The organism is Streptomyces sp. BB1-1-1, from assembly GCF_031597775.1.
GTDB classification, from domain to species: Bacteria; Actinomycetota; Actinomycetes; order Streptomycetales; family Streptomycetaceae; genus Streptomyces; species Streptomyces thinghirensis.
Window position 1 is genome coordinate 268,648 of record NZ_CP134205.1, and the last position, 23,980, is coordinate 292,627.

The 23,980-nt window shown below is 68.7% G+C and carries 18 protein-coding genes and 1 pseudogene; 14 read left to right on the forward strand and 5 right to left on the reverse strand.

Features of this window, described 5'->3' with window-relative positions; genetic code table 11:
- Positions 1–4 precede the first annotated feature (4 nt).
- Positions 5–403 carry a hypothetical protein gene (locus tag RI578_RS41860; RefSeq protein ID WP_079159903.1) on the reverse strand — a complete coding sequence of 133 codons (399 nt, stop codon included), beginning with the start codon at positions 401–403 and terminating at the stop codon, positions 5–7.
- Between the two features lie 145 nt (positions 404–548).
- Here RI578_RS41860 and RI578_RS41865 point away from each other — a divergent pair.
- The 11 genes from RI578_RS41865 (at position 549) to RI578_RS41915 (ending at position 17,307) form a co-directional block, all read left to right on the forward strand.
- Positions 549–1,480 (forward strand): IS5 family transposase gene (locus RI578_RS41865; RefSeq protein WP_399062982.1). Its coding sequence is split into 2 segments (ribosomal slippage): positions 549–927 and positions 927–1,480, totalling 933 coding nucleotides; the frame shifts between segments, so codons are not numbered across the junction.
- A 1,076-nt stretch (positions 1,481–2,556) separates the two neighbouring features.
- The gene (locus RI578_RS41870) at positions 2,557–3,189 is read left to right on the forward strand and encodes a hypothetical protein (protein ID WP_310875611.1); all 633 of its coding nucleotides are present in this window, start codon (positions 2,557–2,559) and stop codon (positions 3,187–3,189) included.
- Between the two features lie 590 nt (positions 3,190–3,779).
- Positions 3,780–4,076 carry a DUF3732 domain-containing protein gene (locus tag RI578_RS41875; protein ID WP_310875612.1) on the forward strand — a complete coding sequence of 99 codons (297 nt, stop codon included), beginning with the start codon at positions 3,780–3,782 and terminating at the stop codon, positions 4,074–4,076.
- A 2,664-nt stretch (positions 4,077–6,740) separates the two neighbouring features.
- Positions 6,741–9,611 carry a CRISPR-associated endonuclease Cas3'' gene (locus RI578_RS41880; protein ID WP_310875613.1) on the forward strand — a complete coding sequence of 957 codons (2,871 nt, stop codon included), beginning with the start codon at positions 6,741–6,743 and terminating at the stop codon, positions 9,609–9,611.
- 315 nt (positions 9,612–9,926) lie between these two features.
- Positions 9,927–11,468, forward strand: a complete 1,542-nt coding sequence (gene casA, locus RI578_RS41885) for a type I-E CRISPR-associated protein Cse1/CasA (protein WP_310875614.1) — start codon at positions 9,927–9,929, stop codon at positions 11,466–11,468.
- A complete protein-coding gene (gene casB / locus RI578_RS41890) occupies positions 11,468–12,097 on the forward strand; it encodes a type I-E CRISPR-associated protein Cse2/CasB (protein WP_310875615.1) in 630 nt (209 codons plus the stop codon). Before casA ends, casB begins: the two co-directional genes overlap by 1 nt.
- Before the next feature lie 206 nt (positions 12,098–12,303).
- Positions 12,304–13,467, forward strand: coding sequence for a type I-E CRISPR-associated protein Cas7/Cse4/CasC (gene cas7e / locus RI578_RS41895; RefSeq protein WP_310875616.1), 1,164 nt, complete (start codon positions 12,304–12,306; stop codon positions 13,465–13,467).
- Positions 13,464–14,273: a type I-E CRISPR-associated protein Cas5/CasD gene (cas5e, locus tag RI578_RS41900; protein WP_310875617.1), complete on the forward strand. Its 810-nt coding sequence runs from the start codon at positions 13,464–13,466 to the stop codon at positions 14,271–14,273. Before cas7e ends, cas5e begins: the two co-directional genes overlap by 4 nt.
- A complete protein-coding gene (gene cas6e / locus RI578_RS41905; protein WP_310875618.1) occupies positions 14,270–14,914 on the forward strand; it encodes a type I-E CRISPR-associated protein Cas6/Cse3/CasE in 645 nt (214 codons plus the stop codon). Before cas5e ends, cas6e begins: the two co-directional genes overlap by 4 nt.
- A 24-nt stretch (positions 14,915–14,938) precedes the next feature.
- The gene (locus RI578_RS41910; protein WP_310875619.1) at positions 14,939–16,501 is read left to right on the forward strand and encodes a Mu transposase C-terminal domain-containing protein; all 1,563 of its coding nucleotides are present in this window, start codon (positions 14,939–14,941) and stop codon (positions 16,499–16,501) included.
- Entirely contained in the window at positions 16,498–17,307 is an 810-nt protein-coding gene (locus RI578_RS41915; RefSeq protein ID WP_310875620.1) for an ATP-binding protein, read from the forward strand. The genes RI578_RS41910 and RI578_RS41915 overlap by 4 nt, the downstream gene beginning before the upstream one ends.
- Positions 17,308–17,729: 422 nt before the next feature.
- Here RI578_RS41915 and RI578_RS41920 read toward each other — a convergent pair whose 3' ends face one another.
- Positions 17,730–18,956: a hypothetical protein gene (locus RI578_RS41920; protein ID WP_310875621.1), complete on the reverse strand. Its 1,227-nt coding sequence runs from the start codon at positions 18,954–18,956 to the stop codon at positions 17,730–17,732.
- Between the two features lie 526 nt (positions 18,957–19,482).
- On the opposite strand from RI578_RS41920, the pseudogene RI578_RS41925 reads away from it, so the two are divergent.
- Positions 19,483–20,328 (forward strand): annotated as a pseudogene (locus RI578_RS41925) (IS5 family transposase).
- A gap of 173 nt (positions 20,329–20,501) precedes the next feature.
- On the opposite strand, the gene RI578_RS41930 reads toward RI578_RS41925, so the two are convergent.
- Positions 20,502–20,666 (reverse strand): hypothetical protein, encoded by a 165-nt coding sequence (locus RI578_RS41930; protein ID WP_310869179.1) that lies wholly within the window; start codon positions 20,664–20,666, stop codon positions 20,502–20,504.
- A 543-nt stretch (positions 20,667–21,209) separates the two neighbouring features.
- Here RI578_RS41930 and RI578_RS41935 point away from each other — a divergent pair.
- Positions 21,210–21,413 (forward strand): hypothetical protein, encoded by a 204-nt coding sequence (locus tag RI578_RS41935; protein WP_310869178.1) that lies wholly within the window; start codon positions 21,210–21,212, stop codon positions 21,411–21,413.
- A gap of 10 nt (positions 21,414–21,423) precedes the next feature.
- Here the strand turns inward: RI578_RS41935 and RI578_RS41940 are convergent, their stop codons facing one another.
- Both RI578_RS41940 and RI578_RS41945 read right to left on the reverse strand, forming a co-directional pair.
- Positions 21,424–22,515 carry a hypothetical protein gene (locus RI578_RS41940; protein ID WP_310869177.1) on the reverse strand — a complete coding sequence of 364 codons (1,092 nt, stop codon included), beginning with the start codon at positions 22,513–22,515 and terminating at the stop codon, positions 21,424–21,426.
- Positions 22,516–22,973: 458 nt separating this feature from the next.
- Positions 22,974–23,243 carry a DUF6207 family protein gene (locus RI578_RS41945; RefSeq protein ID WP_310869176.1) on the reverse strand — a complete coding sequence of 90 codons (270 nt, stop codon included), beginning with the start codon at positions 23,241–23,243 and terminating at the stop codon, positions 22,974–22,976.
- Between the two features lie 208 nt (positions 23,244–23,451).
- Between RI578_RS41945 and RI578_RS41950 the strand changes: the two genes are divergently transcribed.
- A complete protein-coding gene (locus RI578_RS41950) occupies positions 23,452–23,955 on the forward strand; it encodes a lamin tail domain-containing protein (protein WP_310869175.1) in 504 nt (167 codons plus the stop codon).
- The last annotated feature ends 25 nt before the right edge of the window (positions 23,956–23,980 follow it).

The window sequence follows — 23,980 nt, forward strand, 5'->3', positions numbered from 1 at the left end:
AAGATCAAGTATGAGACTTCGCTGCATTGGGGCAGTCCACGACTTCAGCGAAGTAGGGCCAGCCGTTCACTTTGAGGTTCTGCACCGATGGCCGGGTGTCCAGAGCAGGCGCCGCGGCGTCGAGCAGGCGTCGAACCGTTCCGGGCTCGTAGAGGTTGAGCCAAGCGCGGTCCGGGAGGCGCACGACCGTGCCCGCCTCGAAGTGCGAGTTCGAAACGATTCTGTCCGGGCCCGGGGCAAAGACCAAGGCCAATCGACGTCGAACGCCCTGCGCCGTGACCTCTGGGAAGAGTGAAAGCGTCAGCCGGCAGTCAGCGTAGTCCGGTTTCACTCGCTGCCGGACAGTCCAACACCAGACAGCCTCGTCGACCACGAGGTGGCGGACACGTCGATCGTTCCCCATCGGGCCAGCGTAGATCGTTGGCTTGGACGAATGGCTTTTTTTAGACGACGCGGTCACCCCCATCGTGATCGTTTGTCAGACACGGCCTAGGCGCTGTTTCTCGGATCTCCTGACTTGGGCGGGGTGTTGGGGTCAGGCTGGCTTCATGGGTCGTGGGGATCTGACGAACGCGGAATGGGCTCGGCTGGAGTCGTTCTTACCTCCTGGCGGTGCGCGGGGAGGTCGGTGGAGCGATCACCGTCGGGTGATCAACGGAGTGCTCTACCGGGTGCGGACGGGGGTGCAGTGGCGGGATCTGCCGGAACGGTTCGGGCCCTGGGAGACGGTCTATAAGCGGCATCGCCGCTGGTCAGCGGATGGAACGTGGAAGATGCTGCTGTCCCGTATCCAGGCCGCCGAAGATGCCGCGGGTGGGATCGACTGGGACGTGTCGGTGGACTCGACCGCAGTGCGGGCCCATCAGCACGCCGCCGGTGCGAGGAAGAAGCCGTCGGCCCTGGATGCTCAAAAGGGGAACGGCCGGGGGACGAACCAGGCCGATCCGGTGCTGCGGAAACTGGCCTTCCGCCTGGAGGAGGTGGTCAGATCGGCGAATGCCTGGGCCGCTCCCGCGGCGGATTCACAACCAAGATCCATCTCGCCGCCGACGGACGATGCCGGCCCCTCGCCTTCGTTCTGACGCCGGGACACTACGGTGACGGCCCTCAGCTCGAGCAGGTGCTGGAGCGGATTTCCGTACCCCGATCCGGAGTGGGACGGCCCCGCAGCCGGCCCGACCACGTGCTGGCCGACAAGGCCTACACGTCCCGAAGCAACCGGCGCTACCTGCGACGACGCGGAATCCGGCACACCATCCCCGAACGTCTCGACCAGCAAAGGCACCGGCACAACCGAGGATCTCAAGGCGGTCGGCCCATCGGATTCGACCGCGAACACTACAAGAAGCGCAACACCGTCGAACGTGCCATCAACCGACTCAAGGGCTTCCGCGCCGTCGCCACACGCTACGAGAAACGCGCCTACATCTACCTCGGCACCGTCGCCCTCGCAGCCCTCATGGTCTGGCTCCGCACATGATCCGAGAAACAGTGCCTAGTGAGGGCTCCACCGCACCAATCGGCACCACTGACGAGGGACGCGGGTCACTCCCGCTCGCGCAAGCGCTACGTCCCGCGAAGAGCTGCGGCGCGAGTCACTTCCGCTCGCGCGAGCTCCAGAGGTCCTCGCGGTAGTAGGAGCCGACCATGACCGGGTCATCCCCGCTCGCGCGGGCGCTACGAAGTACCGAGGCGAGCCAGGCCGCAGCGCGGGGGTCATCCCCGCTTGCGCGGGCGCTATCCTTCGTGACTTGGTCATTTTGACGCGGCCTGCTCCGCTTTTGCTTAGGACGGGGTAGGGGAGTGGTGGCGCATCTGCGCTCGAGCCGTGGTGAGCCGGGCGGTTCGAGGCGGGCTCGATGGAGTGCATGGCTGGTTGTTGTGGCTATTGGGCGTACTCCAGGGCGAGGCCGGGGTGCGACGGTATTGACCACCGTTCGTCGGGAAGCTGAAGTTCGAACCTCGTGCGCTCGAGCGCGTCCCGCCCGGTCCGCACCTCCGGCAGTCGCTTGACCAACTGCTGCTCGAATCCGCTCAGTACAGCGTGGTGATCCCTCCCCAGTACATCGGGATCCAGTGTGCTGGAGCGTAGGAGCGGCAACCGTGACGGTGGACGGAAGGCCGCACGCCCACGCTGCTCGAAGACCTCAACGGAGTACGCCGGGCGGGCAGTCGGCGACTAAGCAGGAAACCTCCCGGCGTAAGCCGAGAAGCCCCCGCCTTTAGGCGGGGGAGAGTGTCACGTCCGGTCCAGCGCGACCGGGATGTGTGTGATCTATCACTTTTTGACGGGACAGTGCTGAAAGAGACATCTGCCGGGCCTTGTAGTAGGGCTTCACCGCCCTTCCAGACCGCTACCTACCAGGAGGAGTACAGACTGTGGACCCATTACGTCCCGTGCCGCCGCCCGTGGGAGTCGAGGGTCTCGACTACATCGATCTGCAGTACCCCGTTGCCAACATCACCACTCGGCTCTCGACACGGACGCATACCTTTCCGCCCCGCACATCTCTCTCCGGCCACGAGCAGGCGCTACTGGGGGCCGTAGCGGTGGAGATGGCACGGAGATACGCACTGTTCTACGGGCCGGTGACCAGCCTGCTGGAGGGCCAGCACTCGGCAGTGCACGGGCATCACGAGGTGGTCGAACACGTTGCACGCCACACGCTGGGCATCCGCGGCGTGAACAGTCCCGAGTGGCGAGAGGCCGCCTCCACGGCGCTGATGGGCGACTGGGTGCCGATGCTGCACGAAGACGACGCCGGACTCCTGATCCCCCGGCACGTCAAACGGGAGGCCGAACGCCCCCACACCCAGCTCCAACCACTGTGGGAGCACAAGGTCAAGGGCCGCCGGGTGGCCCTGCTCGACGCGCCGACCACGGACGGACTCACCCTCGGCGACCTGGCGGCCGACACGGTCCGGCCGTACGGATCCTGCACCGATCAGACCATCAATGATCCGCGTGTAAGGGAGATCCTGGCCGCGCTGGACCCGGATGAGCGGGATGTCGCCCTCCTCTATGTCCGTGACTCTTCCGTTCGCAGTTGGACCGAGGCCGCGCGACGCAGCGGCGCCACAAACCCCAAGCAGTTCGGTGAGCGGGTGCGACGCAGGTTGCTCCGGCTCGGTGACCGGCAGCGCAAGCATGGGGCCGCTGGAAAGCCACGATCGGCGGAGGAGGCATGAAAGAGGACGTCGTGACCCCTCACGACGTCGTGCCGGCGTCTACTTCGCGGTGGCTCAGCCTGATCGGCGCCCTCACCGCGTTGACGTCAATGGTCGCTGTCGTAGTTCTGGCGCTCGCCCACTGTTCAGAAGCGATCGTTCCCGTTGTGGCGGTCGGTGCGACTGCACTCACCACCGTCACCGCATCCGGACGGCCTGGCGGGCAGGCGCAGAGGTGAGACTCTCGCACGCCGCAGGGGCGGAGGGGGCCGGCACGCCCACACGCAGGCAGTGACAGAAGGCGGCGGCGCGGGACCGCAGGCATGCCGCAGACCGCGCCGCCAAGCACAGCGCAGCGGCTGGCCTGGCACTCTGTGCTGTGGCAACGGGCGTTGCGCTGCTCATGCGTTGGCGTATTCGGCGAGCCCGCCTACGGCCGGGACGGTGGCGGTCCGTGAAGCAGGTGACCAGGCCGCGGCACCGGGCTCACCAGCCGACGTGCGTTCTCGACCTGACCCTTGAAAGGGTCTGCAGGCACCGAGGCTCAGGTGATCGCGGGACGGCTGCCACACGAGGCCAGGCCACCGCCTCGGAGGGCTGATCGTGCAGCCATGGGTCCGAACTGCGGCTCGGGGCAGTGGGCAGTCATCGCCAAGGCGGAGGAGGACCGGCGCGCAGCGCCGAGCAGAGCGCGATGCCGAGCCCCGTCCGATACCGGCCAGGTCAGCCGCCTGACCGTCGTGACCGACACTGAACAGGCACCGGCCCCCCTCTTCCGCATCGGCAGTGGAGAGAACTGGGTCGGCTCCCACGTCAACGTCCATCTCGCTCTGCATCGTTGCTCCTCCCCGCAAGGCCGTCCCGTTCCGCGCATCCTGATGCTGGACCAGCCGACCCAGGTCTGGTAACGGTCGGAAGTCGACCAAGCCTCAGAAACCCTCGAGGACCACACGGACCGGGCAGCTGTGACCTGCTTTTTCCTTCTGAAGGTGTAGTGAGATGGTTCCCACACAGGCTTCATACCGACCGCGTTCGCGTGTGTTGCACATGGGCCGGTCGACTATGAGTCACTTCGGCTCTAGCGGGCCTTGTGTGCTGGTTAGCCGCTGAGAATGAGGCACCCCACACGCGGGGCTGCCAGGAAGTCTCGGTGACTCGGCCGACGACGGCCGAGTCACCCCTGCTCGCGCGGGCACTACGGGTCGGGCCCTGCCAGCCAAGAGCTCCAGGAGAGTCCCCCCGCTCGCGCAGGCGCCACCTGGCGTTCAGCCCGTTCAGCAGGTACGCGTACGAGTCATTCCCGCTCGCGCTGGCTCTATCTCATCACCGTGGGCATCGTGGTGGCCGGGGAGTCATCCCCGCTCGTGCGGGCCTTACGCCGACGGACAGATACTCGTGCCCGCGGCCACCGAGTCATCCCCGCTCGCGCAGGCGTTACCCTCTCTGACCTGGGCATTCTAGCGCAGTTTGCCCGCCTTTTGCATGGTTTGGGTAGAGGAAGGATGATGCGACCGAAGACCTCGTACTGCCTCCGGGGCGTGCTTCGGAAGCCGCCCGCCCACTAATGAACTTGTCGCTGTCACCCGGCACCGACGATTCGCCGCCTCCGCGACCGGATAGATCACGAAGTCGCACTTGAGTGTTAGCCGGTCGGGTTCTGCCCGGCACTATACCGATGCTGCGGCAGAGTCGGCCCTGCTACACGAGGCACTCCCGCTACCGCGGGCTTCCGCCAGCTCCTCTCTGCGGAACGCAGTGCTGCTTCAAGGTCGCTCGCGCGTCTCTGATAGCCGGGTGATCACCTGGTAGGGCTGGGCAGCACGGGTCGCTCCCGCCCGCGCGGGCGTTACGAGTACAGCAACGAGGATGAGACGAGGCCGTTGGAGGCCACGCAGCTTGCGCGGGTTCTCTCTGGTCAGAAGGGCGCGGGCCCACTCGATGGACGAGTCACTCCCGCTGGCGCGGGCTCTGCAGACGACGGCTGATCCGGTAAGGGTCGTACAGGGACACTCCCGCTCAACGGGCTCGGCAACGCTGCGGTCACCGTCCTGGACAGGAAGTCTGGATCATCCCCGCTTCCGCAGGCTTTATCTCATCGTCCAAACGCGCGGGTTCTTCAGGCCGTTGGCCACCCGGATCGACACCAGCGTTGGGTCACTCCCGCTCCCGCAGGCGGTACGAGACGGCGGACAACATGCTCACCTCCCGGGCCGAGTCACTCCTGCTCGCGCAGGCGCTACTGCGGGCTCCGTCCGATCCGGTTCGCCACCCTCGAGTCACTCCCGCTCGCGCGGGCTCCACGCCCAAGACACTCGTCGTCGACCGAGGCAAAGTCGAGTCACTCCCGCTCGCGCGGGCGGTACGGCGTATCGAAACGGGTGTTGAGCGAGAGCCGGGAGTCATCCCCGCTCGCGCGGGCGTCACCCTCTCTGACCTGGGCAACCTAGCGCATTTGCCCGTCTTTTGCTTGGGTTTGGGTAGAGGAATGATGATGCGACCGACGATCTCGTACTGCTTCCAGGCATACTGCAGAAGTCGCCAGCCAGCCGATGACCTTGTTGCTGGCCCCCGGAAGCGACAGCCCGCCGCCTCCGCGGCCGGATAGATCACGAAGTTTCCCACGGCCAACGCGGCAAAGACGCTGGACGCGGTGCCCCCGCTCGCGCGGGCGTTCCGCTCTTCCGTGGCGCAGGCGAGCGATCTCCAGGCCACGGTAGGGGCTGCCGCATGTATGTGTCCGGCCGCGGTGTCCGCCGTCCGTTCCGGGAGAGTGGCAACCCGATGGCGCCCCGGGGTGCCGCCGCTCGTGCGGACGCTGCGTCTTCTGCTTGTTCGTCTTCTTACTGATGGTCGTGTCACTCCCGCTCGCGCGGGCGCTACCTGATCATCGACGTCACCGACCCGAATCCTGCCGAGTCACTCCCGCTCGCGCAGACGCTACTCCACCAAGGTCGCGCGGATCATCGTGCCCGTCGAGTCATCCCCGCTCGCGCGGGCGCTACCGGTGGCGAATCGTGGGCCGGGACGCGGTCGTCGAGTCATTCACGTTTCCGCGGGCTGCACTGGCCTGGTTCATGAGTCGCTGGCTGAGCAACTCTGATACGCACGGACTGTACTACTTACGTGCAAAGTCTGCAGCCACGGAAGGCCAATTCCACTCCGCTCACGCAGGCTCCACCCCATTGTGGAAACGCACTGGAGTACGTCGCCGAGTCCCCCCGCTCGCGCGGGCGCTGCGGCGCCGGCTACGTAGAGCTGCTGCCGGTGCGCGGGTCACCCCCGCTCGCGCGGGTGCTGCGACTGCGAAGGCGGCCGCCGTGTCTACCTCGCCGGGCCACTCCCGCTCGCGCGGGCGCTGCTGGTCGGCGCTGTGGGCCATCGCGAGCAGCGGCGGGTCACTCCCGCTCGCGCGGGCGCTGCCCTCTCCGGCCCGGCCGTTCTGGCATGGTGTGCCTGTCATTTGCTTCTGACTGGCTGGGAGATGATGGCACACGGGACTGGATGCACGGCAGGAATCTCTGCTTTCTGGCGTTCGTGGTCTCGTGAGCAGCACGGGGTGGCAGCGTTGGGGGATGGGAGTTGTTGAGGATGCCCGGTACGACGGCGTTGACCGTCGTCCGTGGGGGAAGTTCGACCGCACGACGCTGAGGGTGTACTCGCTGTTGTTCCACTTGATCGATGTGGGGGCGGTGGCCGGGGTGCTGTGGGACCGGTTTGTGACCCCGAGCCAGCGCCGGGTCGTCAGCGCAGGCCTCAACATGCCGCAGGAGCAGGCGCGTTCAGTGGTGTGTTTCGTGGCTGCCATGCACGACATCGGGAAGCTGATCCCGTATTTCCAGGCTCTCGAGCCTGCGGCGTATGTGCGGCTGGGGGAGGACCTGCTGGCAGACACGGGCCCGGTGGTGCATGTGCCGCACGCGCGTGCGTCGATGCATGTGGGGCTGCAGCTGCTGGGGGAGCTGGGATTCGCCGTTGGCGGTAACGACAGTCCCGCTGTGCGTGCAGCTCAGTGTCTGGGCGGGCATCACGGCCGGTTCCTGCAACTCGACGTGGACGGGGCGGCGTCCGCCCGGCGGGTGGAGGCCACGTTGGGCGGGCCCGCGTGGCAGGATCTGCGCCGCCGCTACGCCCGGCTGCTGTGGCACCTGTTCGGCGTCGATGAGGCTCCGAATCGGCTGTCGGTGGAGGCTGCGGTGCTGATCACGGGGCTGACGATGGTCGCGGACCGGGTCGCGAGTCAGCGCCGGTACTGGGTGCCCAACGCGGACACGCCGTCCTTCGGCGCTGCCGAGCACCATAGCCGCGCCCGTCGGCAGGCCGAGGAGGAAGTGGAGCGGCTCGGCCTCGCCCGCTTCGCACTGGACCAGATTCCGTTCACCACCGCGCACCCGGGGCTCACGGAGCCCACCGCTCTGCAGCGTTCGGTGATGGAGGAGTTGCCGCACCTGGTCGCCGAGCGGGGGAGCGGCATCGCGGTGGTCACGGACGCGATGGGCACGGGCAAGAGCGTGGCCGCGCTGGAGATGGCGCGGATCTTCAACGGGCACTGCGGTACTCAGGGGGTGGCGTGGCTGCTGCCGGCGACGGCCGCCGCCGACCAGGCCTACGAGGTCCTGGACCGGTATGTGCGCGCCCACCAGGTCGAGTACGCCCCGGTGACGCTGGTGCACCACCACAGCGACCTCAACGAGGCATACGCCGGCCGGCGCCTGTCCCCGGATGACAGCACTGTCCTGGACGGCCCGCCCGACGTCCCGTTCACCGACGGCCAGGACGACCTCGGCGCCGACGACGAGAGGGAGTACGGCCCGGGCACCGCCGGGCCCGACCGGTGGCTGCGCGGCCGGGACAACGCCCTGTTGGCCCAGTACACCGTCTCCACCACCGACCAGGCGCAGATGGCCGTCCTGCCCGTCCGCCACAGTGCGCTGCGCATGCTGGCCCTGTCGGGCAAGACCGTCGTGGTCGACGAAGCCCACGCACTGGACCCGTTCAGCCAGCTCCAGCTGCTGCGCCTGCTGCAGTGGCTGGGAGCCCTGAACTGCCCGGTCGTTCTGCTGTCGGCGACGATGCCCGCATCGACCGCCACCGAGCTGGTGCGGGCCTACCTGTCGGGAGCAGGCCGTACCGGTCTGCACGGTGCCTCGTTCGCTCCCGGCTACCCCGGGTGGCTGTTCGCGGACGCGGCGACCGCCACCGCCCACCGCATGTCCGGGCCGGCCCAGGATGAGCAGCGGGCCGCCCAGCGCAGGACCGCCCGCATCCGCGTCCGCCCCGTCACCTACCGGCGGCTGGGGCCGGCCGGCCGTGCGGTCGAGGCGGGGGAGCGGCTGGCGGTGATCGCCGACGTGCTCCAGGCGGTCATCCGGCACGGCGGGTGCGCGGCCGTGGTGTGCGCGACCGTCGCCGACGCGCAGGACACCTACGCGTCCCTGCGCCGCATCTGGGCCGGCCCTGCTGACGACCTGGTCCTCGTCCACGCCCGGGTGAGAGGGCGCCGACGGCAGAACACGCTGGAAGCCATCCGCCGCCGACTGGGGCCGACGGGCCGGCGCCCGGCCCGGCGCGTTGTCGTCACCACCAGCCTCCTCGACGTGAGCCTGGACATCGACGTCGACCTGATGGTCAGCGATCTTGCTTCTGTGGCGCGTCTGCTGCAGCGTCTGGGCCGCCTGGGCCGCTTCACACGCCTGTGGACCGGACAGGAGCGCCGGCCCGTCTGGTGGGAGGACGGTGACAACATGCCGACGCTGACGGTGCTGGATCCGGTCAACTCCCGCGGTGTGACCGCTCTGCCGCCCGGCTGGGACACGGCCGAGCCCGCTGTCGCTCTCCATGCGACCGCCCGGCTCCTGCCGTCCCTGGAGAAGGAGCCGCTCGTCGTTCCCGACGATGTCCAGGCTCTCGTCGAACACGTCCACGGCGTCACCTCCGGGTTCGCGGCAGAGACGACACGGCTGCAGCAGATGGCCGCCGCGCACCAGTCCCGCACCGGCCGCCAGGAGCAGCTCAGCGCAGTCCACCTGGTGCCCCCGGCCAAACGGGTCTCCTCCCTGGCCGACCTGCACCGCCAGCACCTCACCACCGCCCAGGCAGCCACCCGGCCCGGCCTCCTGCCCCGCCGGCTGCTGCCCTGCTACCGCAGCGCCGACGGCACCCTGACGCTCGACGCAGCAGGCCTGCTGCCGCTCCCGGACCAAGAACACTTCAGCCCGCGCCACCTGCGCAGCATCCTCGACCACTCACTGCCCGTCCCGGCCGCCTGGGTCACCCGCACATCCGCCCGGCATCAGCCGCCCGCCAGCTGGAAGCAGCACCCCCTGCTCGCCGACATCGTGTTGCTGCCCACCGATTCCGTAACCCGTGAGAGTGAACACCGTTTCGGCCACCACTGGCTTCGCCTGGACGAGGAACTCGGCCTCCAACACCGCAAACAGCAGTAATCACAGAGCGTGAAGCATGGCGCCGAAAGCATTACGCCATTGCTTGATCGTCGGACTTTCTTACCGGTCGTGAGACGCGGCGGCGGCATGATTCGCTGTACCCGCAGCCCATCGAACCCCTGGCCGCACCTCGCACATCATTCCGCTGCCCGACAAGGGCATTGGTGATGGCCCGTGCGCAGCAGCCGGCCATGCGCGGCACATGCTGCCGTCGTGCCCCGACAGCGACGGGCCGCGCGAGAACACCCCGGCCCATGGCCGACCGCACCCCCTCACCACATCATCCGCCCCTTCGGTTCTGCGAAAGACACGCTCTTGTCCCCGTTACCCCCATCCACCACCACGTTCAGCGCGGCCGATGCCCCCTGGATCGACGTCCGCACCGGCTACCAGTACGACCAAGTAGGCCTGCGTGCCCTGTTCCTGAACGCCCACCGCATCGACGACCTCGCTCTGCCGCACCCCCCGGCCGCCTCAGCGCTCCTGCGGATCGCGGTCGCCGTCGCGGCCCGCATCACCGGCCTCGACGACCCCGAACTCACCGCATCCCAGTGGAACGCCCTGCGCCGCAGCCGCCTGGCAGAAGGCCGCTTCGACCCGGACGCCGTCCACGCCTACTTCGGCCGGCACGTCTGGGACGTCTTCGACCCCATCAGGCCCTGGCTGCAGGACCCCTCGCTGCGCACCCAGTGCGACCACAGCACCGGCATCAACGTCTTCGTGCCCGGGCGTCCCGCCGGCAACAACCTCGCCTGGTTCAGCCCGCACGGCCACCACAGTGCCGAGCCCGTTCCCACCGCCGAGGCTCTGCAACTCCTGCTCATCCACCACTACTACGGGCGTGCCGGCACCGGCACCCCCCGCACCCTGGACGGCGTCACCAGCAAGAAGCAGACCAGCGGGCCCCTGCGCTCCAGCGTGTCCTTCCACCCTCTGGGCCGCACCCTGCACGAAACGCTCCTGGCCGGTGTACCCGCCTTCACCGGCGACGACCAGCCGCCAGGCGCGGACGCCTGCCCCTGGGAAGAGGCCGCACCACCCGGCCCGCAGGCCGCCTCCCACCGCCCGGTGACCTGGCCCGGCCGGCAACTGACCGGACTGAGCCGCCACGCGATCCTCCTCGTCCCCGGACAAGACGGCACCACCGTCACCGACGCCTACCTCACCTGGGCCACCCAGCAGCCCAAACCCATCACCACCGACCCCTACCTCGCCTACCGCATCACCCCCGAACGCAAGAACGTCGCCCGGCGCCGCACCGTCCACCGCGCCGACGCATCCCGCGCGTGGTGGCGTGACCTGGAGACGCTGCTCCTGGCACCCGACGAACACGGCACACACCGCCGGCCGGCCGTCTTCGACACCCTCAACGACCTTCCCGAACCCGTGCGCCGCAGCCTGCGGATCCGCGTCCACGGATTCGACCAGGACGGCAAGGCCGTCGACCGGCAGTGGTACACCGCCCTCACCCCGCCCCTGCTGAACTGGACCCAGGAACACGACCCGGTCAAAGCCCAGCGCATCGCCGAATGCTGCCGGGAAGCCGAACAGACCGCACAGCGGCTGGCAACCGTCGCCAAACAAGCCTGGGACACCGCCACCCACAGCCGCACCACACAGCCATCCTGGGCGAAGAGGGCACTCACCCGGTACTGGCCGAAGGCCGAGACGGTCTTCCGGCGGCTCCTGGACGAACCCGACACTCCAGCCGCCACCGCCTTCGCCGACGCCGCCGCCACCGCACTGCGCGAGACCACCGAAGCCGCCCGGACCCGCCACACCTTGGCGGCGCGCGCCGTCGCCCACGCCGTCAAAGACCTCTACCGCCGGCCCGCCCCACCCCGGAAAGCCGCCTGATGCCCACCGCCACCGAACACCGCGCCTCCTGCGACGCGTTCGTCGCTCACATCCACCTCCTGTGCGCCGAAACCGGCGTCCGCGTCCGCCTCAGCCGGGGCAGAGGCCGGCCCGTAGAGGAATGCGCCCCCATGGACCGCTACCTGGCCCGGCGCACCGCACACCGCCAAGGGCGCCGCGCCTACTACACCGTCGCGAGCCTCATCGCGATGGCCGGACCCCAGTCCCACACCCCCGGCGTACGCCCCGACCACGACCCCGGCCCGCTCAGCCCGGAAGACGACCCCACCGGCCTCCTCGTCGCCCCCACCCAGCCGGCGGCGGAGCCGGACCCGGCGGCCTGGTTCGCCCGGCCGAACCTCGGCGCCACCCTCGCCACCGCCGTACACCGGGCAGGCCACGGAGCTGAGCGCACCGAAAGCCTTCTCCACCTCCTGACCCGCCTCAGCGACGACCAACTCCACCGTCGGCTGCCCGCACCCGTCACACGACTCCTCAAAGACGGCATCACCCCTGATTGGGGAGTCCTCCTGCACGACCTGGTGCAACGCCCCTACCGCCGTGACCAGGTAGGACTGCGCTGGCGCGACGCCTTCTACCTCGCCGCCCCCGAACCCCGGCGCACCTGAAGCACGAAGCGGCGACAGCTCGCTCCGGCCAACACCCCGCACAGGCCGCCGGCAACTCCGGCGCCCGCCCGACCGCCACATCGCCCGACGGCGCATGACTTACCGGTCACCAGCACCTCACCGCACCGCCCTCTCTTGTTCCGGCAGCCCCGTCCGCGGGCTGCGCCAGCGGCATGCCCGCCGCCCCACCGCGAAAGAGCCCTCTCATGCACACCCCCGCACGCTTCCTCGACCTGCACGTCCTCCAGCCCGTGACCGCGGCGAACCTCAACCGCGACGCCGACAACGACCCCAAGACCATCTCCTTCGGGAACACGACCCGGGCGTTCGTCTCACCCCAGGCATGGAAGCGCCCCATCCGCCTCAACGTCGAACAGGACCTGGGCGAACACGCCGCCCGCACCCGCATGGTGCCGCCCCTGGTCGCCCGGAAACTGCAGGAAGCCCAGTGGCCCGAGGACCTCGCCACGTTCGCCGCGGCCCAGATCGTCCACTCGGCCAAAAAGGACGGCCTGCAGCACAACGACCAGGAGGGCTACCGCACCCAGGCGATGCTCTACCTCCCGACGGACGTCATCGACGACCTCGTCGCCCTGTGCGAAAAGCACCGCACCGACCTCGAAGAAGCACTCGCCGCCCACACCCCCAAGAAGAAGATCGCGCCGGTCCTGCCCGCCAAAGACCTCGCCGCCCACCTGACCCGCCGCACCGCCAGCATCAACCTGTTCGGACGGATGCTCGCCGAACTGCCCGCCGGCCACGTCGAAGCAGCCGTACAGATGGCCCCCGCCTTCTCCGTGCACCCAAGCGACCCGCAGCCCGACTTCTTCACCGCGGTGGAAGACCTCCCCCAGAGCGGGGACTTCGGCAGCGCCCACCTCCAGACCGCGTTCCTGACCACCAGCGTCCTCTACCGTTTCGCGACGATCAACATCACCGACCTCCACGCGAACCTCGGCCCCGCCACCACCGCCGCCACGGTCAACGCTCTCGTCGAGCTCTTCGTCCAGCACTTCATCCTGAGCATGCCCGGCGGCAAGAAGACCGCCACCGCACCGCACACCGTCCCCGACCTCGTCCACTACGCCGTCCGCGACCGCCGCTCCGTCTCCTACGGAGCCGCCTTCGAACAGCCCGTCACCGCCCCCGCCCAGGGCGGCTACACCGCCCCCGCCCGCCAGGCGCTCGCCGACTACGCCGCCACCATCAGCCGCCTGCTCGGCACCCGCCACCTCGTCGCCCACGGACACACCAGCACCCAGGCCAAGCCCATCAAGGACCTCGGCGCCCGCCACCCATCCTTCGACGACCTCGCCGCCGCCTGCGCCGCCGCCGCGACCGCCGACCTCACTCCCGCGGGCCGGCCGTGACCGGCCTCGTCCTGCGCCTGGCAGGCCTGCTGCAGTCCTTTGGCGAACGCGGCGTCTTCCACTACCGCGACACCTGCGCCTTCCCCACCCGCTCCGCACTCATCGGCATGTTCGCCGCCGCCCAGGGCCGCCCCCGCGAACACGCCCTCGACCCCTACCCCCACCTTCGGACATCAGGCGACACCACCGCCCCGAGCCACCGCGACCTCACCGTCACCATCCGCATCGACCAGCCCGGCACCCCCTACCGCGACTTCCACACCGTCGGCGGCGGCCACCCCCGCGACCAGAGTCTCCTCACCGGCAACGGCACCCGGCGAAAACCTGCCGCCTCCACCCTCGTCTCCCACCGCGACTACCTCACCGGCGCCGTCTTCACCGTCGCCGTCACTGGGCCCGTCGCCCTCATCAGCCACATCGCCGAAACCCTCGAACGTCCCCGCTTCGGACTCTTCCTCGGCCGCCGCGCCTGCCTGCCCGACGAACCCCTCGTCCTCAACCCGGACAGCCCAGACCCCGTCAACGAACTTCTCACCCGCACCCCCCTCACCCGCAACCGGCCCCCCGCCCCCGCCGACACGCACCTGCCCACCACCTTCGTCTGGGAACACCCACCCCCAGGCGCCGAACCGACCACCCCACCCGACCGGGAAAGCACCAGCGAACCCCTCAACCTCACCCGCCACGCCCGACGCCACGTGCCACGCCCCCTGTGGATGACCACCGAAGCCCTACCCGCCCACCTCTACGCAGGCCCCCGACCCCTCGACGCCCTCACCACGTACAAGCACGGAGCACCCGCGTGACCAGCCTCTCCCGCCTCATCCTCGACCCCGGCCATCCCGCGGTCAGAGCAGACCTCGCCGACGTCGACAGCATCCACAAGACCCTGATGCGTCTGGTCCCCGACCACGCCGGCCCCACCCCCCGGGCAAGGGCCGGCCTCCTGTTCCGCACCGAACCCGGACCCGATCCGGTCCTCCTCGTCCAGACTGCCAACCCGCCCGACCTCACCGCCCTGCCCGCCCACTACGGCACCGCCCGCACCCTCGACCTCACCCCTCTGCTGAACTCCCTCACCCTCGGCCGCACTGTGCGCTACCGCATCACCGCCGCCCCCACCGTCGCCCGCTCCGCAGGCAACCCCACCCCCCACCCCGTCACCGGAAAGCGCCGCGGCAAGATCACCCACCTCACCGGCGACGACGCCCTCGCCTGGTGGCAGCGCCGCGCCACCGCCGCAGGCCTCGAACCCGTCACCATCACCTCCCTCCCACGCCCCTTTCCCCGCACCCGCGTGACGCGCTCGGCCCCCTACTTCACGCTCACCCAGTTCGACGGCCTCGCCCGCATCACCGACACCACCCCCCTCACCGACGCCCTGAAGAACGGCATCGGCCGGGCAAAAAGCTACGGAGCCGGCCTGCTCTCCCTCGCCCCGGCCTGACCCCGACCAGAAAGCACACCCCGGATGCCCCACCCGCCCGACCACGACGCCCTGCGTGCCGCAGCCATCTACCGCCTCTACACCCTCGAGCAGTCAGAGCGGCTCACCCGCACCCGGATCGTCGGCGTCGCCGACGCCTTCGGCGTCGACCCCCGCACCGTCGACCGCTGGCTCGCCAACGCCCGAGCCAACCACGGCACCTACCAACCCCCAAGCCGCCGCACCAGCTTCGTCCTCACCCCGCACATGCTCGACGCCGTGGCCCGCTGGCGCGGCAACGCCACCGCCGCCTGGAGAGAACTACGCGCCGAAGGCCACCCCGTCCCGTCCCTGCCCACCTTCCACCGTGCCACGAACAAGGCCCTCACCCCCGGCATGCGGGCCGGCCTCCGCGCCGGGGAGAAGGCCCGCCGGCGCTTCGACGTGTCCGGTGAACGCGAACGCCACCACCGCAACTACGCCTGGGAAACCGACCACGTCGAAGCCAGCGTCAAAGTCCGCATCGAAGGCCACATCCGCAAACCCTGGATCACCTTCTTCGTCGACTGCGCCACCTCAGCCATCTGCGGCCTCGCCATCAGCCCGCAACGCCCCAGCCGCGAAGGCGTCCTCGTCGCCATCCGCGACGCCATCCTGATCGACGAACACCACGGCCCCTTCGGCGGCATCCCCAGGTACGTGCGCGTCGACGGCGGCAAGGAATTCCTGTGCGCCACGGTCACCGACGCACTCGGCGTCCTGGGAACCGAAATCATCGCCCTGCCTCCCTTCACCCCCGAAGGCAAAGGCAACGTCGAAGCAGTCAACGGAGCCGTCAAGAAGACCCTGTTCGCCGGCATGCCCGGCTACACCCACGCCCCCGCCCTCCGCGGTGGCAAACCCGTAGACCCCGACCAGCCACTGCTTCACTTCGAAGCGTTCGTCGACCGGGTCCTCACCTGGGTCCACCACTGGAACCACGAGAACACCCCCAAAAGCCTGGGAGGCCAGACTCCCCGCCAAGCCTGGGACGCCGACCCCACGCTCATCGACACCGTCACTGCCGAAGACCTCCACACCTACACCCTCGAACGCCACGGCAAGCCCCTGACCATCAACAACGGCGGTGTCCGCTGGCGCAAGCGCAACTACATCGCCGACTGGATGCACGGCCGCGTCGGCGAAAAGGTCCACCTGCGCTACCTCCCGCACCACGACCACCGCGTCGAGCTCTACGACCCCCACACCGGCCGCCACCTCGGCGCCGCCGTCATGGCCCAACAAGCCACCCGGGAGCAAGCCCTCAGCCTCAAACAAGCCCGGCGCCGCGAAGCCGACCGCCTGCGCGCCCAACTGAAGAAGGCCGAGAGGAACCGCAACGAACGCTTCGCGGCCGCAACCCGCCCCACACCACCCGTCCCCCTGGACACGATGCCCGAAGAAGAGGCCCTCGAGCACCTGCGCACCCTCGACGGCTTCACCCCGGCCGCCGAGGCACTGCCAGACCTCATCAAGCTGCCCGAACCCGACGCCGCGCTGACCCGGCCCCTCGACCCCCGCACCACACCGCCATCCACCCCGTCCGCACCACCCGAGGAGCAGCCGTGACCGCCCCCGCCACCGCGCCCCGCCCCAGCCAGCTCCCACCACCCAGCCAGGACCACTACCTGGGCCTCACCGGAGCCAACGCCATGGCCACCAAAGCCGTAGCCGAAACCGAAACCCGCATCCTCAAGGCCATCAAACACAACGCCCTGGTCTGCATCCACGGACACGTCGGCCTCGGCAAAACCTTCGCCGTCCACACCGTCCTGCGCCGCCACGCCCCCGAAACGACCGTACGGCTGCGCTACAACAACGGCGCCAACATGAACGAGATCCGCACCCAGCTCTGGCGCCGCCTCGACCTGCCCGGACCACCCCCGCAGTCCGTCGGCCCCTGCGACCAGCAGATCCACGACGCACTCGAAGCCGAGCCACGCGTCCTGCTCATCGACGAAGCGCAAGGCCTCGGGACCAAAGCACTGGAGTACTTCCGCACCCTGTGGGGCGACGACGCACGCCGCGCCCCCATCATCCTCGTCGGCAGCGGCAACGCACGGCAGAAGATCCTCAACAACCCCGCCCTGCACTCCCGTATCCTCGACTGGTACCAGTTCAGCTCCCTCACCCCCACCGAAGTCCAGGCCGTCATCCCCGCCTACCAGCGGATCTGGGCCGATGCGCAGCCCGAACTGATCCTGTACACCGACGACATGGCAGGCCACGGATCATTCAGGAACTGGGCAAGAATCACCCTCCTCCTCCACGATGCCCTCGAAGAGAACCCCGGACTCACCCTGAACAAGGACCTCATCCGCTGGGTACTCAGCCGTATCGACCCCACCACTCGCCACACCCCCCAACGCAGATGACCGCACCGGGGCCCCTATTTAGAGCGAAGTCGGAGTGCGGACGTGCCGCAGCGGCTCCGCCGTTTGACCGACCGCGGCCGCTCCTCACAAAACCTTGAGACGAATGCGCCCAGACCGTGTGGGAGCGTCTGGGTCCGCCCTCCGGACGCTACTGGTGATGGTGCTCGTCGACGTCGAGTCCCGCCGGCCGGTAGATCTGCTGCCTGACCGGGAGACGTCCAGCCTGGCCGCATGGCTGGCGAACCGACCCGAGATGGAGATCGCCTGCCGGGACTGCGCGCCGTTCTTCGTGGAAGGCACCCCAGCCGGGGCACTCCAGGCGACGCAGGTCGTCGACCGCTGGCCGTGGTCAGTCACAGCGCCGGTTCCCCCAGCACTGATGCGCCACCGGACCCTCGCTCATGAGTTGGCCCCGCAGGACGTCAGCGGCGCGCGGCCGCGGTCGGGCACGCTGGGCGCATGCGGTCGAGCTCGTCGTAGATCTGGGCGCGTAGTTGGGCCCGCGGCACGGTGAGTTGCAGGCGTCCGTAGCGCGTCTCGAACCGGGCCAGATGCGTGCGGATGTGCTGGTAGAGGTCGGGGTGGCGGCGCACGAGTTCGTCGTAGGCCTGGTCCCCGGCCTTCTTCAGCAGCTCGTAGCTGGGATCCTGGCGCTCGGCCATGGACATGCCGTCGTTGAGCGCGGTGATCAGCCGGACGGACTCGGAGCGGCGTTGCAGCAGTGCGGCGAACAGGCGTCGCCGGTCGTGGAGTTGTCCGAGTTGTGCGGCGCTTCGCGGCGGGCTCGTGAGCGTGAGGTCGTGCAGGTGCTTGGTGTGGGGGTTGGCCGCGCTCGGGGCGGTCTCGGCGAGGGCCTCGGTGAGCTGGTCGCGCCACCGGTTGAGCACCAGAGGGTGGCACAGTGCGTCGTCGCGGGCGTCCTGCTGTGCGGCGTCGGCGATGAGACGCCGCCGGAAGGCCAGCCCGTCGAGCTCGATCAGCTCGCGCACCGCGTCGGTGAGAGGGGCGGCGAGCCATCCGTTGTCGATGCAGCGTGTGATCTTTTCCGGGATGGAGCGGATGTGGACGGCTGCCGAGGGCGCGACCCCCGCGTCCGCAGCGAGGCGGCGTACCAGCGCCTCCTTCTCGTCCGGGAGGTACCGGCCCAGCCACGCCCGCGCCAGACGCCGGGAGTCGTCGGTGGCCGCGGGGAAGGGGAGAACCCCCGCGGCGGTGAGCTCCGCGATGCGGTGTCTCTTGAGGCGCCGCTCCGCATCGCGCAGCCTGTCCCGCACGGCCCGCTCCTGCACGGCCAGATCCTCCACTTCCTCGCGACGCCTGCCGGACAGGACGCAGACCTCGCGCCGGATCTGCCGGTCGTGCATCGCGTAGGTAAGGGCATCGATACTCTGCTCGATGCGGTCCGGACCGAAGAGCAACTCGTCCAGACCGGTGCGCTGAAGCCCGCACGCGTGCGCCGTGACCACCTTTGCCAGGTCAAAGAAGCTCACGTTGACCAGATCCGCCAGCTCATGCAGGGGGAGCCGCCACGGCTGCTGGTGCGGCACACGGGTGGCCTTGAGACCCACTCCGGAGAGCACGGGACCGGCCCGGTAGCGGACAGGCCGCTCGTGCGGCTCGGCCAGGTCGAGGGCGAAGCGCATCTTCACATAGCGGACGGTGCGGCCGCGATGCAGGGCGGCCGTGGGACGGTCCCGCAGAGTGCGGCACGGGGCGCGCCTGGCCGCCCCGCAGGTCGGGCACACGATCGTTGCGACCTCGCACGAACGCACATTCCACAAGACCCGTAGCGCCGGGGAGGTATAGAGCGCACCGTCGGCCCGCACGGCGACATCAATGCTGGAGCACATGGGCCGGAGGCTGCCAGGCGCGACCTGCTTCCTGACCGGGCCGCGCCGCGCAGGCGCTGTGAACAACCCGGAAGAGGACGCTCACGTTCCAATCCCGAACTCACGTTCGTATTGTCGCCGCACCATGGGGTGAACTTCGCCGACAGGCCTCCAGGACGGGCGCCGGAGCGCACCCTGACATGCATGCCCTTCGTGGTCGGCGCCCTTCGCCGGTGTGCCGGTGGGCGAGTCCGGTCACCGGCACAGCCCTCGCTGGCCTCCTCCGTGCGCGGCTTGGAGTCCGGCTAAGCCATTTGGTTTGGATCAGCCGGTCGTTGGTCCGGGTGTGCCGTTGACTGATGCGCAGTGGGCGCGGATCGAGCCGTTGCTCCCGGACCGGACGCCGAAGCGGGGTGGCCGCTGGCGGGACCATCGGGAGGTGATCGACGCGATCGCCTTCAAGTTCCAGACCGGTACCCAGAGGGTGCACCTGCCAGAGAAGTACGGCAACTGGCGGGGCGTCTACAACCGGCTGCGGATGTGGGCCGTCGACGGCACGTGGGAGCGGGTGTTCACCGCCCTGGTGGCCAAGGCCGACGCGAATGAAGACGTCAGCTGGGCCGTGTCCGTGGACTCCACCATCGTGCGCGCTCACCAGCACGCGGCCGGGGCCCGCAAGAAGGGGCGCCAGCCGACGAGCCGAACGATCACGCCATCGGCCGGTCTCGCGGCGGACTGACCACGAAGATCCACCTCGCGGCCGACGGCCGGTGCCGGCCGCTGGCGTTCGTCCTCACCGCCGGCCAGGCCGGCGACGCACCCGCCTTCACGGACGTCACGGCCCGCCTGCGGCGTTCCCCGCCCTTTTGGACGGCCCCGCACCAGGCCGGGCCTGCTCCTGGCCGGCAAGGCGTACTCCTCCCGCGCGATCCGCGACCACCTGCGCAGGCGCGGCATCCGCACGGTGATACTGGAACGGGCCGACCAGCAGGCCAACCGGCGACAGCGCGGACAGGCCGGCGGCAGACCGCCGGCCTTCGACCGCGAGGCATACAAGCAACGCAACGCCGTTGAGCGGTGCATCAACCGCCTGAAGCAGTGGCGCGGCATCGCCACCCGCTACGAGGAGACCGCCACCATCTACCTCGCCGGACCTCATATTGCGGGTATCTTCCTCTGGTCCGCCCGCTGATCCAAACGAGGCCTAGACCCTCTAGAGGCCGCGGCGCTAGGCACAGTGCTGTGACTAGGCATCTAGCAGCGGCACTCATTCGCGGTTCCCTCCCCATGGGCGAGGTGTGCTGACGGTGTGGCAGTGACACCTGCCCAGTGAGCGCAGCGGGCCCAGCTGGCGAGAGTTCCAGGTCATCGACCAAGCAGGCTGCTAAGCACCTCCTTCGAGGCCGCGCGCCGTTCGGGGTTGCGGGACCAGACGGCTGGCACGGCGACCAAGAGAAGCAGGACGAGGATGAGGATTTCGATGGTGAGGGCGGGGACCAGGCCACTGCTTGCGCCTGTCAGGAGCGCCATGATTCCGCCACCACCTGCGACTGTGAGAGGACCTGGGAGGCTGATGCGGTTCGTCGCGCTGGCTGCAGGCGGCTGAGCGGATTCTCGCCGCGTAGGCTCGATGTTGATGATTCCTCCTCGATCGGGACGGTCATCGATCAGCGGCCCTCCGTCGTGAGCGGGGGGCCGCTCCCTGATGATGCAGCGAGTTGACATCGTCCTGTTGAGGTGTGGATTACATCTACTTGTTGCACATGGCAGCTCGGGCGATACATTCGCCCGCTACCAGCGCACCCTCCAGCATCGTCCTGTTCCTCACTTGGGTCCGCTGTGCGGGTTGCTCTTCGAGGGCAGCCGAAGAGTGCTCAGCCTTGAGGCCCCACATCATTACGGTTGGCACTCACGAACGACGGGTGCCGACATCAGGCAATATCAGGTTGGCTGAAAATCGAATGCCTCGTTCAGGTCCTGGACCGAGAACCCTCCTTCTTCCTCCCGCTGTGGCAAGCCGTGGACGTAGTACTACGCGCCCTGCCCATGGTCATGGTGGAAGGACCAGACTAGGTGGTCGCGGCAGCCGAGGAACTGCGGGACGCATCGTGCGAAATAGCAATGGTTCTTATGGACATCCTTGAGGCACGCGGCAACGGTCTCGACGTAAGCAGCCTGCGGGAAGACCTGGTTGAACAGCAGAACTGGCTCGACACGCTCATCTCGGCTTTCGCTGTCGCCGTCCGTAAGGTCCTGGACCTGCAGACGGACGGGTAGAGGCCCGCCGTCATCGGCCACCATCCGGGCGCTCCGTATCGGAGAGGTCTGCCGCCTCCTTTAGGGTGCCGGCCCCCCCCTCACAGCCGGACCGGGTCCGGCGCTCAAACGCTCCGCGGCCCTCCCCGACGGAATCGGTCGAGCACAGGGACCACAGGCTGCGCAGACTGTCCACAAGCACCTGGGCAGGGCGTGATCCCGGCGGGTGAGCCCGGCGCGCGGTCGTCCATTCCACGAGCATGCGGCCCGCCATGCGAGCCATCCCGGCGGATTCCACCTCGACATGGCGAAGGCGTCCCTCCGACGCCATGCGTCCCACAGCGTCCAAAGACTCACACACCTGCTCCCGCAGGAAGCCCAGTTCCTTGTCGGTCACGGCCAGGAAGGTGCTAAGCCGCTCTGCCCCCGATGTCTCGCCGCGGTCCGCGAGCTGTTCGCTGTGGTAGTGCGCGGCGAGCAGCCACGCTGCACGCGACTGCTCGGGTGGTCCGTCGAAGGCCATGGCCGACCGCAAGTCGGCCATGAACACGCCGTCGTGCGTCGGCAGGGCCGGCGCATTCAGCCAGGTGAGCACGCCGCAGACCCGCCCATCGAGCTCGGTGCGTGATGCAGTCACCAGATCCCGGCGGCGCCGGAGATTGGCCCTCATCTGCTGGACAGCCGATCTGTTGTCCATGTCCACGGAGGCTGCCGCCTCTGCCCAGTCGTACCACGGCCCCTCCTGCCCGCGGTGCTCGGCCGGGATCCGTTGCAATGCCTCGTTCTCCCTCTCACGGGCCTTGCTGTAGTAAGGAAAGTAGGCCTTGAGCAGGGCTGCACGTACAGGATCCAAGGGCACCGGGACCTGGTTGAACCACGCCAGCAGTGCCAGATCATCATTGCTCCGGCACCGCGGAGCGCAAACCAGAAGGCCCGCAACGAGAGCGACTGTCTGCGGCGCGTGAACCGTGCGTCCACCGATCGTCACCTGCGTCTCTGAACGCCGGGGTACCAGCCCGGCCGTACGCCATCGCTCCAGCTGGTACGGGCTCAGCTTCAGTCCGGACACGGCGACGATCCGGATCAAGTGGCTGTCGGCCGCGCCAGGTTGTGTTCTCACCATGTGCTCAAGGTACGAAAGGGCATAGCCGAATCCGCGGGCGTCAGCGCGGGGCACTGGACGCCATGGACGGTCTACCCGACGGCCTTGTGCCAGCTGGCGGTACCGCGCCCGCATCGGCGGTGCTCTCGGTCGTCGATGGACATCCTCGGCGTCAGGCTCGTCCGCCCAACTGTCGTGAAGGTCGTTTGGACGCTCAGAGGCCTGTGGTTCAACCCGAGACTCCACCGCCGGCGCCAGGGCGGCGTCCCTGGTGGAATATCTCGTTCTCTCGGCTCCACTGGGCAGTATGTGGTTGCAAGCGGGCATCGGTGGGGTCAGGGCAGCCCACAGCTGCTGCGGGACAAGTTGAGGTATGCCCAGGGCGCAGCCAGAGAGTGAGATGTGTGGTCGGTGGTGAGGACCCGGCGCCAATCACCGCGGTCACGCCGTAGCCGCCTCAATAGCAGCTGTGGGCGGCTTCAGGGCGGATCGAGGGGCGACTGGCGCAGGTCGAGGTAACAACGCAGTCGCACACCCGGCTGCCCGGCCTCGCGAGTTGTGCATTCCACGGATGTTGTGGCCCATCGGGAGGCCAGGGCCGTGTGAAAGGCGAATGCAGTCGCGTCGTCGGCTGCGGCGACATCGACCACGATCAGCCCGGGTTCGGACACGTGTACTTCGTTGATCGCTTCCATGCCCGGGACGACGCCTCGCTCAACACGGCGGTTCTGGATGCTGTCTGTATTCACCCTCACGAGCGTGCCTGGGCCGGATCGGCCGCATCAGTTTACGAGCGGGATACGTCGTGCATCGCCGTTTATCCGGGGACGCGTCGCAGGAGGAATCCGCCTCGTCCGGGCAATGAGTAGTCACGTTTTCTCCACTCGACCTCCACTACCTGATCACGTCCGGTAGGCTCCGGGCGCTCCATTCGCACCACTGAAGGGGGGATTCCTCATGCGCATCAGGCGCACTCTGACCGCTGCCGCGACCACGGCGGCCATCACCGCTCTCGGCCTGGCCATGGCCGTTCCGGCGCAGGCCGCCGAGTATTCCTCGGCCCTGAAGATCAAGGGCGTGCAGTACGACGCCCCGGGCCGGGACTCCAACAAGTGCTCTGGCGGCAACACCGCTGCCGAGTACCTGACGATCAAGAACTACTCGAAGACGGCGACCGTGAACCTGAAGGGCTACAAGGTCAAGGACGCCGCCGGCAACTCCTTCACCTTCAAGAACAGCCACACGCTGCATCCCGGCGACCAGGTGAGCCTGCGCGGGGGCCGCGGCACCGACTCGGACGCCAAGAACGTCGTCTACCGCCAGAACTGCAACTTCATCTGGAACAACGACAAGGACACCATCTACTTCTACAAGCCCACCGGGGCCCGCGCCGACGTCCACGCCTACACCCAGAAGGCCAACGACAAGGACCGCAACGGCTACATCACCTACCACGGCTGAATCGGCCCCCCACGGGAAAAGCGGC